This window comes from Pseudobacteroides cellulosolvens ATCC 35603 = DSM 2933 (assembly GCF_001262605.1).
In the GTDB taxonomy this organism is placed as follows: domain Bacteria; phylum Bacillota; class Clostridia; order Acetivibrionales; family DSM-2933; genus Pseudobacteroides; species Pseudobacteroides cellulosolvens.
The window spans coordinates 6,029,442-6,045,620 of sequence record NZ_LGTC01000001.1 but is presented as its reverse complement, the minus strand read 5'-3'; the positions used below and the strand labels follow the sequence as shown (position 1 = coordinate 6,045,620).

11 protein-coding genes are annotated in these 16,179 nt (G+C 35.8%); 5 read left to right on the top strand and 6 right to left on the bottom strand.

Annotated elements, in window-relative coordinates:
* Positions 1-332: 332 nt before the first annotated feature.
* Together fusA and Bccel_RS25055 are read left to right on the top strand one after the other, a co-directional pair.
* Entirely contained in the window at positions 333-2,402 is a 2,070-nt protein-coding gene (gene fusA, locus Bccel_RS25060) for an elongation factor G (protein ID WP_036943533.1), read from the top strand.
* Between the two features lie 73 nt (positions 2,403-2,475).
* The gene (locus tag Bccel_RS25055) at positions 2,476-3,711 is read left to right on the top strand and encodes an MFS transporter (protein WP_036943532.1); all 1,236 of its coding nucleotides are present in this window, start codon (positions 2,476-2,478) and stop codon (positions 3,709-3,711) included.
* Between the two features lies 1 nt (position 3,712).
* On the opposite strand, the gene Bccel_RS25050 is transcribed toward Bccel_RS25055, so the two are convergent.
* From Bccel_RS25050 to Bccel_RS25040, 3 genes are all read right to left on the bottom strand, one after another.
* On the bottom strand, positions 3,713-4,192 hold the full coding sequence (locus tag Bccel_RS25050; protein WP_036943530.1) for a glutathione peroxidase: 480 nt from the start codon (positions 4,190-4,192) through the stop codon (positions 3,713-3,715).
* A 54-nt stretch (positions 4,193-4,246) separates the two neighbouring features.
* On the bottom strand, positions 4,247-5,797 hold the full coding sequence (locus Bccel_RS25045) for a phytoene desaturase family protein (RefSeq protein WP_036943528.1): 1,551 nt from the start codon (positions 5,795-5,797) through the stop codon (positions 4,247-4,249).
* A gap of 229 nt (positions 5,798-6,026) precedes the next feature.
* Positions 6,027-7,052 (bottom strand): hypothetical protein, encoded by a 1,026-nt coding sequence (locus tag Bccel_RS25040; RefSeq protein ID WP_036943526.1) that lies wholly within the window; start codon positions 7,050-7,052, stop codon positions 6,027-6,029.
* A gap of 315 nt (positions 7,053-7,367) precedes the next feature.
* On the opposite strand from Bccel_RS25040, the gene Bccel_RS25035 reads away from it, so the two are divergent.
* Positions 7,368-9,089 (top strand): ArnT family glycosyltransferase, encoded by a 1,722-nt coding sequence (locus Bccel_RS25035; protein ID WP_036943524.1) that lies wholly within the window; start codon positions 7,368-7,370, stop codon positions 9,087-9,089.
* Between the two features lie 174 nt (positions 9,090-9,263).
* Here Bccel_RS25035 and Bccel_RS25030 read toward each other — a convergent pair whose 3' ends face one another.
* Both Bccel_RS25030 and Bccel_RS25025 read right to left on the bottom strand, forming a co-directional pair.
* Entirely contained in the window at positions 9,264-9,722 is a 459-nt protein-coding gene (locus Bccel_RS25030) for an RCC1 domain-containing protein (protein WP_420848050.1), read from the bottom strand.
* Positions 9,723-9,736: 14 nt separating this feature from the next.
* Positions 9,737-12,910, bottom strand: a complete 3,174-nt coding sequence (locus Bccel_RS25025) for a hypothetical protein (protein WP_050753835.1) — start codon at positions 12,908-12,910, stop codon at positions 9,737-9,739.
* Positions 12,911-13,263: 353 nt separating this feature from the next.
* Here Bccel_RS25025 and Bccel_RS25020 point away from each other — a divergent pair, with 353 nt between their 5' ends.
* Complete coding sequence (locus Bccel_RS25020; RefSeq protein WP_050753834.1) at positions 13,264-13,926, top strand: thermonuclease family protein; 663 nt, start codon at positions 13,264-13,266, stop codon at positions 13,924-13,926.
* Between the two features lie 50 nt (positions 13,927-13,976).
* The gene (locus Bccel_RS31805) at positions 13,977-14,255 is read left to right on the top strand and encodes a sunset domain-containing protein (protein ID WP_050753833.1); all 279 of its coding nucleotides are present in this window, start codon (positions 13,977-13,979) and stop codon (positions 14,253-14,255) included.
* Between the two features lie 130 nt (positions 14,256-14,385).
* Here Bccel_RS31805 and Bccel_RS25010 read toward each other — a convergent pair whose 3' ends face one another.
* The gene (locus Bccel_RS25010) at positions 14,386-16,020 is read right to left on the bottom strand and encodes a sensor histidine kinase (RefSeq protein ID WP_050753832.1); all 1,635 of its coding nucleotides are present in this window, start codon (positions 16,018-16,020) and stop codon (positions 14,386-14,388) included.
* Between the last annotated feature and the right edge of the window lie 159 nt (positions 16,021-16,179).

Genomic DNA, 16,179 nt, shown 5'->3' with positions numbered 1-16,179 from the left:
TGTTCTCTTTTTGAATGAGACAACGAAATTATACTTACTCAGAAATTTTTAAGGAGGATTAAGCAATGCAAAGATTATGCATGCTGTGTTTTAACAATCTTAATAAAGCACTAATATTCCAAAGCATCAATATCAATATGCATTGGCTTACTTCCCTATTGCCCAAAAGGCGTTATCTTTTATGCCATGTTGGTTCTGGCTGACCAGACTAGCAGATACATACAGCATTTGAGAGAAATCGGCGGTTAAGTCATTGTGTAAATGACTTAGCCGCTTTTTTAATGTCTAAAAATTGGGACACACAATATTCAGTTATAAAAGGAGAGAATTATATGAAAAGACAATTCAGTTTGGAAAACACAAGAAACATTGGTATCATGGCTCATATTGATGCCGGAAAGACAACTACCACTGAGCGGATTTTGTTCTATACAGGCAGGATTCACCGAATGGGTGAGGTTCATAACGGAGGTGCTGCTATGGATTACTTGCCCCAGGAGCAGGATAGAGGCATAACCATTACCTCGGCAGCTACTACAGCCCAGTGGAAAGGACATAGGATCAACATCATCGACACACCCGGCCACGTTGACTTTACAGTTGAAGTAGAAAGATCTCTGCGAGTTTTGGATGGTTCTGTAACATTATTTTGTGCAAAGGGTGGTGTTGAACCTCAGTCTGAAACCGTATGGCGGCAGGCTGATAACTATGGAGTGCCCCGGCTTGCTTTTGTGAATAAAATGGACATCATGGGAGCAGATTTTTACAATTGTGTTGCCATGATGAAAGAAAGGCTTAAGACAAATGCCATACCGGTCCAACTTCCCATTGGCAAGGAAGATTCATTCTGTGGAATTGTGGATCTTATAACGTTAAAAGCCCACTCCTATATGGATGACTCAGGCAAAATCATAGAAGAATGCTCAATCCCTGATGAGATGATGAATCTTGTTGACAAGTACCGCACGATTCTTATAGAAACAGTTGCAGAGCAAAAAGATGAACTAATGGAAAAATATCTTGCCGGAGAATTGTTGCCAGTTGATGAGATAAAAGAAGCCCTGCGGAAAGCAACCATTGCTTCTTCCATCACACCGGTGCTTTGTGGGTCAGCATATAAAAACAAAGGTGTTCAGCAGCTTTTGGATGCGGTTATCGACTATCTTCCATCACCATTGGATGTTGGCCCTATCAAAGGAGTATCAACGGATGGGGAAACCCAACTGGAAAGACCTGCTGACGACCAGGGACCATTTTCAGCACTGGCATTTAAGATAATATCGGATACTTATATAGGTAAGCTTTGCTTCTTTAGAGTCTATTCAGGAACTTTAAAGGCTGGATCATACGTGTATAATTCTACCAAAGGCAAAAGAGAAAGAATTGGCAGGATATTGCAGATGCATGCAATCGACCGGGAGGATATTGACATAGTTTATGCTGGTGATATTGCAGCTGCTGTCGGACTTAAAGATACAACAACAGGAGATACATTATGTGTGGAAGATCATGCTCTTATTCTAGAATCCATGGAATTTCCGGAACCTGTAATCTCTGTTGCTGTTGAGCCTAAAGCTAAGGCTGATCAGAATAAAATGGATATTGCTTTACACAAGTTATCTGAAGAAGACCCCACTTTCCGGGTTCATATTGATAAAGAAACGGGTCAAACTATAATTGAAGGGATGGGAGAACTTCACCTGGAAATCATTGTAGACCGGATGAAAACTGATTTCAATGTAGAAGCTAACATTGGCAAGCCCAAGGTTTCATACAAGGAAACAATAAGTAAAAAGGTAAAATGCGAACACAAGCTGGTAAAACAATCAGGAGGCGGCGGACAGTATGCTCATTGCGTACTGGAAATTGAACCTATGGCACGTGGAAGCGGTTTTGAGTTTATTTCCAAAATTACAGGTGGAGCTATACCGAAAGAGTACCTAGGCCCTGTAGAATCGGGTATACGGGATGCTTTAAATTGCGGTGTTTTAGGTGGATACAATGTTGTGGACATAAGAGTTACCCTGTTAGACGGCTCATACCATGAAGTTGATTCCTCAGAACTAGCTTTCCGAAATGCTGCGGCTATAGCCTTTAAAGAAGGCTGCCAAAAAGCTGATCCTGTGCTTTTGGAACCTATCATGAGGGTTGATGTATCTGTTCCGGAGGAGTATACTGGTGATGGGATTGGTGAGATCAGCATGAGACGAGGCCGGATTGAGGGCATGGAATCCAGATCGGGTTGCCAAATGATCAGGGCAAATGTGCCTCTATCTGAAATGTTTGAATTCTCCACACCCCTTCGTTCAAAAACACAGGGTCGCGGGACCTTCAGCATGCAGATAAGTCATTTTGAAGAAGTTCCTTTAAATATACAGAACTGTATTTTAGGAAAAAATTAATCACTTTCAATAAAGGGGAGGTTGAATATATAATTATTCACACCTCCCTATCCCTTTAAAGGAGCAGGATATAATGAGAATTAAGTACAATGATCCTTTTTCGGCATTAAAACATAAAAATTTCAGATATTACTGGCTTGGAATGTGCATATCCCTTATAGGAACATGGATGCAAAACATTGCACAGCCGTGGCTTGCTTATGCGCTAACCGAGTCTCCATTTTTGTTAAGCCTTATAGGTACTCTTCAATTTACACCTGTGCTTCTGTTTTCACTTTTTGCCGGGGTTGTTATAGACAGATTTAACAAGAGAAAGATTTTAATTTTTACCCAGACTTCATCCATGGTTATAACCCTCATTCTTGCACTACTTGTTTGGACAGAAAGCATACAATTCTGGCATATACTAGTAATGGCAACTCTTTTAGGCATTGTAAATACTCTGGATATGCCCACAAGGCAATCCTTCGTTATTGATCTGGTAGGTCGTGACGATTTGATGAATGCAGTTGCTTTAAACTCCTCGGTTTTTAACATAGCAAGGGTTATAGGCCCGGCAATTGCAGGTATTGTAATGGGATATGCGGGTATTTCGATTTGTTTTTTTGCAAATGCCATAAGCTTTACAGCTGTAGTAATCAGCCTAATATTTTTCATTAAGCCAATTGAAAAACCACAGGATACTCATAAAAGCGAAAAAATACTGATTAATATAAAATATGGATTAAAATACATTTATAATACAAAAGTTTTATTTAATACCATAATTATTATGACCATCATTGGTATTTTCGGGATGAACTTTAGTGTTCTGGTCCCGGTATTGGCTAAAGAAGTTCTAAATCAGCAGGAAGCCGGCTTCGGTTTTCTTATGTCATTTGTTGGAATAGGCTCATTTATTGGTGCAATGTTTATTGCTACAATTAGCAAGTCAGGCTCTAAAAAGCTTATTTATTTCATTCTTAATATTATGCCACTAGTGCTAGGAACTTTTATTATCATTACAGGCTTTGTGAAAAGCTATGCATTAAGCTGTTTACTTCTTGCACTGTCAGGACTTAGCTTCGTCACATACAGTTCCACAGCAAACTCCACCATGCAGCTAAATTCAAAGGATGAATTTCGCGGCAGGGTTATGAGCGTGTATTCATTGGTTTTTGCAGGAACTACCCCAATCGGCAACCTTTTTGCGGGAACAATTACAGAGCGTTTTGGCCCTAATATCGGCTTCACAGCATGCGGCACAATGATTGTTACTGTATTAGTTCCCATTCTGATTTTTAAGTCAAGGATAAAACAACACTTTTGATTTACACAAGCTCCTTAATCTTCTCCTCTATGCTTTCAGGTACAGTATTGGGACCAAATCTTTCCACAATATTGCCTTCCCTGTCGAAAAGAAATTTTGTAAAATTCCATTTAATAAATCCTTTATGTTCCTTATTACCAGCCCCATCTACCAAATATCTGTACAATGGATGCGAATACTTACCCCTTACATGTATTTTTTCAAACATGGGAAAATCTACTCCATAATTTAACATGCAAAAATTTTTAATATCACTGTTTGAACCAGGTTCCTGGAAAAGAAAATCATTAGTAGGAAACCCGAGAATTACCAAACCCTTATCCTTATATTTTTCATATAGTTTCTGGAGTCCTTCATATTGAGGAGTAAACCCGCATTTACTTGCAGTATTTACGATCAATACAACTTTTCCTTTAAGTGTATCAAAAGTAAAATCATTACCATCTATATCCTTAGCGGTAAAATTATATAATTCGGACATAAATATACCCCCTTCTATGCTTTATTATTAACCACCTACAACTTAATAATACATTTATACTCCAATTCCCTTGTCTTTAACAGTTTTCTTCTCAAAAACATCTTGATAATCAAAGCCAAGTCCAAGAGCCCCATCCTGCATTATAAGATTGGCTGAGATTCTACCTGATTCGTAGATCGTTGGAAGTCCGCTTCCGGGATGGGTTCCTCCTCCCACAAGATAGCAGTTCTTAAACTCCTGAAACTTATTATGTGGTCTGAAATAAAGCATTTGAGAAAGTTTATGACTGAGGTTAAATGTAGCTCCCTTATAAACACCATATTCATGCTCCCAATCATGTGGTGTAATTATTTTTTCAACTTCTATATGTTCCTCAATGTCCTTTAGTTCAGTCTTTTCCTTTATTTTATCAATGACAAGCCTTCTAAAACGTTCTTTCTCCTTTTTCCAATCTATACCACTGGAATTGTTGGGTACAGGTACTAGGACATATAATGCAGATTTGCCTTCAGGTGCCAAAGTCGGATCTATAACTGATGCATTCTGAATATAAAAAGACGGATCATCTGAAAGCACTTTTAGCTCTGCAATATCATTGACATTCTTTTTATAGTCATTGGCAAAAATAATGTTGTGATGATTAATATGATACTTCTTGTTAAGTCCCAGATACAACATAAAGGTAGAACAGGAATAATCCCTTGATTCAAGATCTTTATCGGTATATTTTTTCCTGTTCCTCTTATCGACAATATTGGTCATGGCATGAGCAAAGTCTGCATTTATTATTACATAATCAGCCATTACCTTTTCACCATCCATAAGTTCTAATCCTTTGGCAGTTCCTTTTTCTACAATGATTTCCTTTACAGCTTTAGAAAGATGTATTTTGCCACCTTCCTCATCAATAACCTTTGCCATGGCTTCAGAAATTTTAAAAAGGCCCCCTATAGGGTGAAATATTCCCATCTTATGTTCAATATAGGAAAGAATAGTAAATGCACCGGGACAAGTCCATGGTGACATGCCAAGATACTTGGACTGAAAAGTCATTGCAATTCTCATGTCTTCATACTTAAAATATTCTGATAGCTTACTGTGAAGAGTCTTTGTCAAATCAAACTTTGGAATTGCTTTTAAAAACTGGGGCCGCAAAAAATGAATGAAGCTGTGATAAGGAATTTTAAGACATCCAAAAAGTTTTTCAAACTTCAATTTCTCTCTATCCATAAACTCTATATAGCCACCTTCATCACCTGGAAAAAGCTTTTCTATCTGTTTTACGGTATAATCTTTGTTAAATGATGGCAAAAAGTCTACCTGTCCTCTGAATCTTAGTCTGTAAAATGGATCTATAGGTATAAGCTCAAGGTAGCTGTTTATATCCCTTCCTGTAAAAGAAAAAATATCTTCCAAAATCTTTGGAAGCATAAGAAAAGTAGGCCCTATATCAAATTTAAAATCTCCTAAAACTATCTTGCCGTTCCTGCCTCCCACACAGTCCTTTTTTTCATAAATATGAACATCATATCCATTGTAAGCCAACAACATTCCTGCCGACAGCCCTCCTGGACCTGCTCCAACAATAACAACTTTTTTACTCAAGACTTTGACCTCCTCATAAAACTTATGTTGATATATTTCTACCACCATTACATTGAATTAATCAAATATATAGTTGCAATGCATTTACATACCTATTATCACCGCCTTTATTTAATCTCTCAATAAGAAAATAAATCCCCTCAAGGAAGGGGATTTATAGATACTGTATTATCCTTAATGAACTTTCTGTCCAGGCCGAAGTATAATTCCTTAATTAACGCTATTCAAATCAGAATCTTTTAGCTATCTTTGGTTGTAGGATTTCATCCGGTGTAATTATGTCAATTGGAGCACTTACAACCGGCTTAGTTACTTCAACAGGTGGCGTTATTTTAACTGGCGGCGTTACCACCACACGCGGTGTAGTTACTATCTCCGGCGTTACAGGCGGTACAGTAGATATAATTATGACCTTAGGAACGCTAAATGACTTTACATCGGAATTTGCAGTCAATTCAATGCAATCTGCAAAGACGATGTATCTTCCAACAGGCAAATTTAAGCTTACACTAGCAGCCCAATCTTTTATAATGGCATAGTCTTCTCTATATGGTTTCTCAAAAGCTATTTTATCAAGTGTTATTGAATCAAGCGTTTTCACATCTAAAGCTGCAGGTATTTGATATGTTAAAAATCTTACCTTCATTTGTGCACCATTTATCTTTATATCTCCCGGATTGATTAGTACAGCTTCTAGAGTTTTGGTATCTGTTGTTGGGTTACTAAATTTAGCTGTATATGATACATTATTCGATATAGATATATTTTTGACTAACACATTTAAATCAATTACTTTGTCGGACAGTGCTAAATGGTAAGTTACAATATTGGAGTAAATCCTTGATGGCGGATATTTTGATGGTAGATCTGGAGCAATACCTAATGGCCTTGTCCAAACGGCACTACCAAGGTAATAGTTGTTAATTTTCTGATATGTTTTAAATACAGCCTTTCCACCCTTTACATAGCCGGAACCTAAAAGTGTTGTTGGATAAGGGTTGCTTGGATTGCCTGTGTAAAAATCAATCTTGCTGCCATCAGGAATTGAAGAACTTGTATACGCTGTGTATGTAACATTAGTTATAAATTCCCCATTACTTTGGTATTCCGGCTGAACAACCAGTCTTAAAGGTTGTACCGGTATTGGAATCAACTCATTTCCAATATCTATAACCGAACTTGAAGATTCAGCACTCACAAACATTAGATTTGAACACAAAATTACGAAGATTAAAAGCATAATTCTTTTTTTCATATAAAGCACCTCCTAAAATTATTAGTTTGAATTCTATACTTCTTTTCAGCCTGAATAGAAAATCTATCTTTATTATATAATTTGTTTCCATTTTGTGCCAAAATAGCTTCCGAATGTATTAGGAAGGATATGAAATGTTGTGATTTGAGGTTGAAATGTTTTAATTGAACGAATATACTTTACAAATGACTAATACAACAATCCCAAAATTAATTGCATATGATTAATAAACATTGATGTAAACCATCATTGACAAGTTTTGTTTTGGATTGTAAAATCATAATGCATAATATTTTATATAAAAGGAGCAAAGTCATGACTGATTCACAAAAACAAGAGACAGAATTGGAAAATAAAGCTGCAATAGATCCTTTAAATATGCCTTCTAAAAAAAATAAATTTCATGGGGCATTACATAAATACATTGGTAAAAATATATTCGATATAGCAGTCTTAGTTGTCCTACTTGTATTCATGCTATTCCAGCTTGGTTCTTACCCTGGATGGTTTGATGCAGTCGTTGAACATATGATACATCCACAGGTAAATAATGTTCTTGATGGAACACCCATGAAAGAGATGACTTGGAAATGGACAGATATGCATCAGCATGGAGGTGGTGCATCGCCTGTGTACGGATGGCCTGTCTGGCTTGGGTTGAAAATTTTCGGCCTGTCATTATTTGGTGTACGTATATTTACGACACTTATAGCATTTTTTTCAATTGTACTTTTATACTTTTCTACTAAAAAGTTGTTTGAAAACAAATTTGCTTTAGTTTTTGTTGTTTTGCTGGCAACATCTCCATGGTACCTTATTAATTCCAGGTCAGGCGGTATTGTTGGATTTGGCTTTACATTGGTAACCTTGGCATTGAGTCTTTTGATATTTATGCTTAAAAAACAAAATAGTTTAATAATCGCATTTTTAGCAGGTATCTCAATTGGTTTTCTGCCGTATGGGCATGCCAGTACAAGAGCATTTGCACCACTTATCATTGCTTTTGTCATAATATGCTTTTTTATTAAAAAAATAAGGTTTGTACCTCTTGTAAGTTTCATTATGGGATGTTTTTTGCTATTTCTTCCACAAATAAATACTCTTGATGATTCTTTGAAAGTATACTTTTATGCCAGGGGTGAAAGCTTGTCTGTCATTGCTAGAGACAATCCTGAAAAGAAACTTGATTTTAATGTTGTTAAGGAGAAGCTTGGTACAAATATTGAGCTGACAGCAAAACAAATGCTAACATTAAATTCACCTGACAGCAGCTACTTATGGCCGAATATAGCCAATAGCTATAACAAAATTGACACAATATTGTATCCTAAATTTCTTATGCCATTTATGGTTATAGGTTTGTTACTTTTGGTTATTAATATGATAAAGAGGAAAAATATATTTTATTGTATACCCATTATGGTATTTTTTGTTTCACTTTCCCCAAGCCTTATGTCAGGTATTGGCCTCCCAAATCCTTCTAGAGATTATTTGGCGTGTCTGCCTATATACTTCTTTATAGCATATAGTTTTTATTTCATAGGCGATTTTATTTATAAAAAATCCTATATTAAACTGGGCAAGAAACCTGTAACAATCTCTATAACCTTTCTTGTTCTGATTTCTTCAGTTTGTTCATACCAGTTGTTGAATTTTTTTACATTGGAGAAAGGAACATATGATGAAAAAAAGACATATTCAAATTGTGTAATTCCATTTGTAAACAATTACCTCGAACGCAAACCAGAGGCTACAATAGTTATACATGAATATGCACCGTTTGATGTATATGGTTATGTTGGACTCAGATGGAGTGGCGGAAGCCAATTTGAAAAACTACTCAAAGATAGGAAAATTATTCTATTGAGACAAGAGAATGCCGAGGAAATTAAAAATTTGATAAATAATAAAGCAATAGACCTTGTTGTAAGCAATCAATATGAAACAGTAGAAAAATTATTTCCAACTCTTTCTCGCCGTAATAAACAAGATATGAACGATAACTCTATTACTTTCAGAGCTTATTATTTGAAATAGGCTCCTTCTCTATAGATACAGGACTGCAAAGATATATCAGTCTGGTATCTATTATATTATTAATAAATGAAATGAAAAAGAGCAGATAAAAACTGATTTTATAGTTTTATATCTGCTCTTTTTAGTAGCCCTTATAATTTTAAAACTTCTTCACATTTATCCTGATAATTTCTGCTATTGAGCTTGCGGAATATCACATTCTCCTGATCTATTATCTCCCCATGCAGTTATAGTTCCATCTTCATTCAAAGCAATAGTATGGAAAGGTCCTACATCAATAGTCTTTACATTAGTCAAGCCATATGGTATTTCGCATTGACCACTGAAGTTTGTCCCCCAGACTACAACTGTACCGTCTTCATTTACCGCTACAGTAAAGCTGTCTCCTCCATCAATGGCTTTGACATCTTTTAATCCTGCGGGAACATCACATATTTCACTTCTTCCGAAAGATCCCCAGACAATCACAGTTCCATCATCCTTTAATGCGATGGAATGATATTGTCCTGCTGCTATAGCCTTTACATTCTTTAATCCTGCAGGTATATTACATTGTCCATCGGCATTAAGCCCCCAAGCAACGACAGTACCGTCTTTCTTTAACGCAAGACTGTGGTAACCGCCTGCTGCTATGGCTTTAACATTATTTAACCCTCAGGAATATGGTAATCCAAGCCTTCTCCGCCTCCCCAGGAAATAACTGTGCCATCCTCTTTAAGTGCTAATGTATGAAGACTTCCTGCAGAAACTGCAGCAACATTCTTAAGTCCTTTCGGTACATCAAGTTGTCCCTCATCACCACACCCCCATAAAGCAACGGTAGCATCATCTTTAAGAGCCACTCCATGCCAAAGACCTGCCGATATAGCTTTTACTCCCTTCACATCTTTAGGAACATCACAGCGGTTATTGGTTTCTGTGCCCCATGCCTGGAAAGTACCATCATCTTTTAGAACTACAGTAAATCCTTCACCTGCAGCTACCGACTTAGCTTTTAATAAGGAAGCAGTCGATGTTGGTGATGGTACCGCAGCAAATTGACATGAAATATTATCTGAGCCGTTTCTATATGTAAAAATGTATTTGTTTTTGCTGCTGCCTTTTTTTATGAAAAGGCTGTAAGCTATTTTTATTTCAGTAGGTACACCATCACTTTTTCCTGTCCACTTTTTTACTATGGGTTCGTTTACAGGCTTAAATGATATTTGAGTTGTTCCATCTGACATAACAGTTGAAACAATGCCCACACGATCTACATAATCTACCTTATAGCCACTGTCTGGAAAATTGTACTTAACTGTGGCCAGGTATCTATTATCACCGTATTCGCCGCTGGAATCTTTTGATACAGACACATTTATCCAATCTTTCAAAGGACTGCACTGAACCCATTCACCCTTAGGATCTTCAGGGGTAGGAGTAGGAGGTATAAATGTAGGGTATGGTGTTGCAGTTACTTCTGTAGATAGAAACGGAATGTCTGAATCTGAAGTAAACTGGAATGATATCTTGTTATTTAAGTCATATGTAAATGAAAATACATATCTTGTAAATGGGGTTAGAATTGTACCTATGTCGAGTTTATATACAAGTGTTTTCTTAGTCATAACTGTACAGCTCGCCCCGGTCCATCTCTCTACCTTTGGCTTAAACACATTTATCATATATCTCATTTGCCAGTCGCCTCTGCCATCGATATACCCGCCTGTATCATCTTCATAGCTGACTCTGTATCCGCTATCAGGAAAAGTCAGTTCCACAATTCCATAATAAAATCCTGCAGCATCCTTCTTTACATTTAAACTTATCTGCTCAGGTGATAGTTCATAGGGAACCCACTGTTCTTTTGGTTCAGGAGTTGGTGTAACTGCTGAACTAGCTATAGGAGTTGCTGTTGGCAAAAGCGGAATGTCTGTATCTGAAGTAAACTGGAAGGATATCTTGTTATTCAAGTCAGATGTAAATGAGAATACATATCTTGTAAATGGTGTTAACATTGTACCTATATCGAGTTTATATACAAGTGTTTTCTTAGTCATAACTGTGCAGCTAGGGCCTGTCCATCTCTCTACCTTTGGCTTAAACACATTTATCATATATGTCATTTGCCAATCTCCTGTTGTATCGGTATAACCACCTGTTTCATCATCATAGTTCACTCTGAAACCACTATCAGGGAAAGTAAGCTGTACAACTCCATAGTAAAACCCTTGCAAATCTTTCTTTACGCATACACTGATCTGTTCAGGCGACAATTCATAAGGAACCCACTGCTCTTTAGAAGTAGGAGTTGGTGTAACTGTTGGAGTAGCTGTAGGAGTAGCTTGATTAGTAGCTATAGGAGTTACTATGGGCAGAAGCGGAATGTCTGAATCTGAAGTAAACTGGTAGGATATTTTGTTATTTAAGTCAGATGTAAATGAGAATACATATCTTGTAAATGGTACTAATACTGTACCAATGTTAAGTTTATATATAAGTGTTTTCTTAGTTATAACTGTTAAGCTAGGGCCTGTCCATCTCTCTACCTTTGGCTTAAACACATTTGTCATATATGTCATTTGCCAATCTCCTGTTGTATCGGTATAACCACCTGTTTCATCATCATAGTTTACTCTGAAACCACTATCAGGGAAAGTAAGCTGTACAACTCCATAATAAAAGCCTGCAGCATCCTTCTTTACACTTACACTTATCTGTTCTGGTGATAATTCATAGGGAACCCACTGCTCTTTAGGTGCAGGAGTTGGTGTTGCTGTTGGTATAACCGTTGATAAAAGCGGAATATCTGAATCTGAAGTAAATTGGAAAGATATTTTATTGTTTAAGTCAGATGTAAATGAGAAAATGTATTTTACAAAAGGCACCAATTCAGTACCCATTCCAAGATCATATACCAGTGTTTTCTTAGTAATAACTGTTAAGCTGGGACCTGTCCATTTTTCTACTTTCGGTTTAAACACATTTATCATATATCTTATTTGGCTGTCATCCTTGCTTAAATCTGTATACCCACCTATCTCGTCATCATAGCTGACTCTATAGCCACTATCTGGAAAAGTCAATTCCACAATTCCATAGAAATAGCCTTTCGAATCTTTCTTTACACATAAGCTGATCTGCTCAGGCGATAATTCATAGGGAATCCATTGTTCTTTAGGCATAGGAGTTGCTGTTTGTATTGAAGTAGCGGAAACAGTAGGTTTAGTAGTAGCCGTTGAACCAGAGTTAATAATATATTCCGGATAGTCTGATATTGTCATATTAAAAGACTTTGCCATAATCATTATATCAGCCATATTAATTTTATTATCCCTATTAAAATCAAATATTTCACTGAAATCAACATCACCATTTTTTGTACCAAAGCATTTTGCAATACTCACAATATCGGCCATGTTTATTACGCTGTCCTGCTTTCCATTGTTTGGGATATCACCAGCTAAAAGCTTTATTGGTTTATCCATATCTGATAAAGTCAATATAGGATTATTAGGGATTACATTTTTAATAATCCTCGATAGATAACCTGGCTTACTTATAATAATATCACACTTGGAAATCTCTGAATTGTCGGCAAGGATTATTTCAAAATATCCGCTTGCATCTGTTAAAGCAGTATATTTTGTATTACCTGCTATCTCTACTTTAAAACCTGATTTTACATATAGTGAAGCTGTTTTGGAATATGTAAAATCTGCATCTATGTAGCCCGATACCTTATTCCCCCCTTGGCTATCCCCTTCTGCAAAGCTAAAGCTCCCATTAAGTCCAAGACTCACAAGTAAAATAATAAGCAGCACGTAAACCTTCTTTAACATTTACAACTCCCCTTTCTATTTTTATGACATTATTTTATAATTTGATTATTCATATGTAAATGTTAAAGCATGCTATTTTGTACCCAATCTTGGCATAATTCTACAAATATTTTATGTTAAGTTAAATATACATAAAAGGAGTGATTTTTTCTTTTATTTTGTCCATTTTTGTAATGCAGGTTTTACACACTTTCCATCTGCATTATAACTTTGCACTGTAGAGCCCTCTTCCTATAAATTCTATTGGCATATAATTGCTTATTTTCAACACATTTAAAGTCATAGTATTATAACCATAATGTAATAATACTTTTATAACTAATTTAGATTTTTCATAGGAGGTTTTATATTAAATGAATAATAATCAGGTCAGGTTTTACAATAAATCCTGGTTCATGTGGGCTATGCTTATATTATTTGCTCCTTTAGGAGCGTACTTATTGTGGAAAAACAAGAGATACACTTTGACTGCTCGCCTAATACTTACTTTTGTATTTTCCTCTATATTTTTGTTTGCAATAATTCCTTCAAACAATAAAAACACCCCAAATAATATATCCCAGAATGAAAACACAATTGATGAATATTCACAAAAGCGTCCTGCAAATCCCGGTAGCCCGACAGCACCAACGCTTCAGCCAGATAATCAGACCAAAAAAACATCTCTTGAATCTGTTAAAGTTGTTAGAATAGTGGATGGAGACACCCTTGAAGTAAGCCTTTCAAATGGCAGTACAGAAAAGGTAAGGCTTATTGGAGTTAATACTCCTGAAAGCACTACCCGCCATGAGCCCTATGGAAGTGAAGCCTCTGAATTTACGAAAAATTCTCTTACAGGTAAAACTATATATCTCGAAAAAGATGTAAGCGATAGAGATAGATATGGAAGACTACTACGAATTATTTGGCTGGAAGACCCCGGGACAATTAATGAGACAAGCATACGTTCGAAAATGTTTAATGCTATATTGGTCCTTAAGGGGTATGCTCAGGCCTCTACTTATCCCCCGATGTAAAGTATTCAGAATATTTCATAAGATTCTCCATAGAAGCAAGGGAAGCAGGTGTGGGTCTTTGGTCGCTTGAGACTAACAAAGCACCTATTGCAAAGCCTACTTTAAAGCCCTCTCCTACTAAAAAACCTACTGAAACTAAAAAACCCACCTCCACAAAACCGCCTGATGCCAATCAGACAAAAGGTAAAATTAAAGGCAATATCAGCTCAAGCGGCGAGAAAATATATCATGTACCTGGAGGAGCATTCTATGATAGGACAATCGCAGAGGAATACTTTGATACGGAAGCGGAGGCTCAAGCCGCCGGCTACAGACGCTCTAAAAGGTAGGTGACAAAGTCATTAAATGATTTTCAACCTTGATTGTTGTCGTGAGAAATTATGGTGTAGTATACGCCATAATTTCTCGGAAATATACGAAACCTAATATTTGTTTTTATAGGGCCTATCCCATATACATCTATTTCATGTAAATATCAGAAAACTCTATCTGGATTTTTTCAATTTGTACTTCTCTCTTTTTATCATAGTTATTTTGATGAATTTCCTTGTTGTTTACATACCTTTGAGGCAGGTTAATAATAAATTTACTGCCGCATCCATACTTACTCTCAACATATATTTTTCCCTCATGCATTTCTACCAGGCTTTTAACAAGCGAAAGTCCAATTCCGCTTCCCTCCCTATTTCTTGTAAGAGACTTATCAATTTGTCTGAATCGTTCAAAGATTATATTGAGCTTATCAGGTGGTATACCTATACCGGTGTCTATAACAGATACTTGTATATCGTTGTCAACCCGCTTAATTTTAATTGTAATTTTTCCTCCCTCTAAGTTGAACTTGATGGCATTGGATATTAAATTCAGCATAATTCTTTCAACCTTATCAGGGTCACAAGCTGTTATTATGACATCATCTTCTTTTATCAGCTCTATTGTAAGGCCTTTATTTTCAACAAATTCAGATATTGATAATACTATATTTTCAATAATTTTTACAATGTTATGGTTTTGCAGGCTGATAATATAAAAATCCGAGTCAATTCTAGTGATATCTATTAAATTATTAACCAATCGAGTTAATCTGTAACAGTTTTGTTTTATTGTATAAAAGTAGCTATTAAACTTTTCCATCTGCTCACAATTTTTACAATTCTTTTTTGCGATGAGTTTAAAAAGCTGAAGCGTAGCCATAATAACACTAAGTGGGGTTCTGAACTCGTGGGATATATTTGCGAAAAACTCAGTCTTCAGTTTGTCATATTCCTTTGCCTCTCTCAATAATAAATTGTTTTGCTCAATTTTTTGGGTCAGCTCCAAATTCTTCTTCCGATCAGAAATATCTCTTAAAATTCCAGTAATCATGACCACCTTACCCAATTCGTCCAGAATGCTTTCTCCAATTTCCTCAACCACTATATATGAATTGTCTTTTAATTTTATCCTGAAGATCCTTGGAACTTGACCTTTTAAGCCTGACAGCGAATTGCTTATTTCTTTATAAACATATTCCCTGTCTTCTTCATGAATAAAATCCATAACATTTTTCCCGATAATCTCATCCACTTGATAACCGAATCTATTTACAGAATTGCTCATATATGTAAATACTCCCTTAGCATCATATGAAAACATGATATCTGAAGTGTTCTCAATAAGAGTTCTATATTTCGCTTGGCTTAGCTCTAGTGCCTGCTCCATCGTCTTAATTTTGCTTTCAGCTGTGTTTAAGTAATCGGTGGTATTAGTAAAGCTAAATAACAAATCTGTAGTTTGTTCTGAAAAAATAAAACTTATCTCCAGCAAAAAGTTGAATTTTTCTTTCTCCTTTTCAAGGTTTATTGAAACTTTCTCACTTTTAGCAATAGATAAATTATTTATATGCTTTGTTATTAAAAGCACAGTGTCTTCTGGCATAATTTTAGTTATGCATTCACCGTTACAACTATAACTAATGTCCCGGAAAAAATCTCTGGCAGCTTTATTCGCATCTATAATTTGAAAACTGTCTCGGTTCAATATGATCTGCATTACAGGATTGTTTTCAAAGAGAAGCTTATAATAGCTATCAATGTTCTTAGTTACTTTATTCATTAATTGCCCCCAAAAAAACTAATTTAATACATTATAAAACAGCAATTTATTTTATCATTTCTTTACACTATATTCTATAAATTACATATATAATTTACCTGCCTGACTAATAGAATTTCAAATTATAATAAATATTGCAATTTTTTAAAAATTTACAAA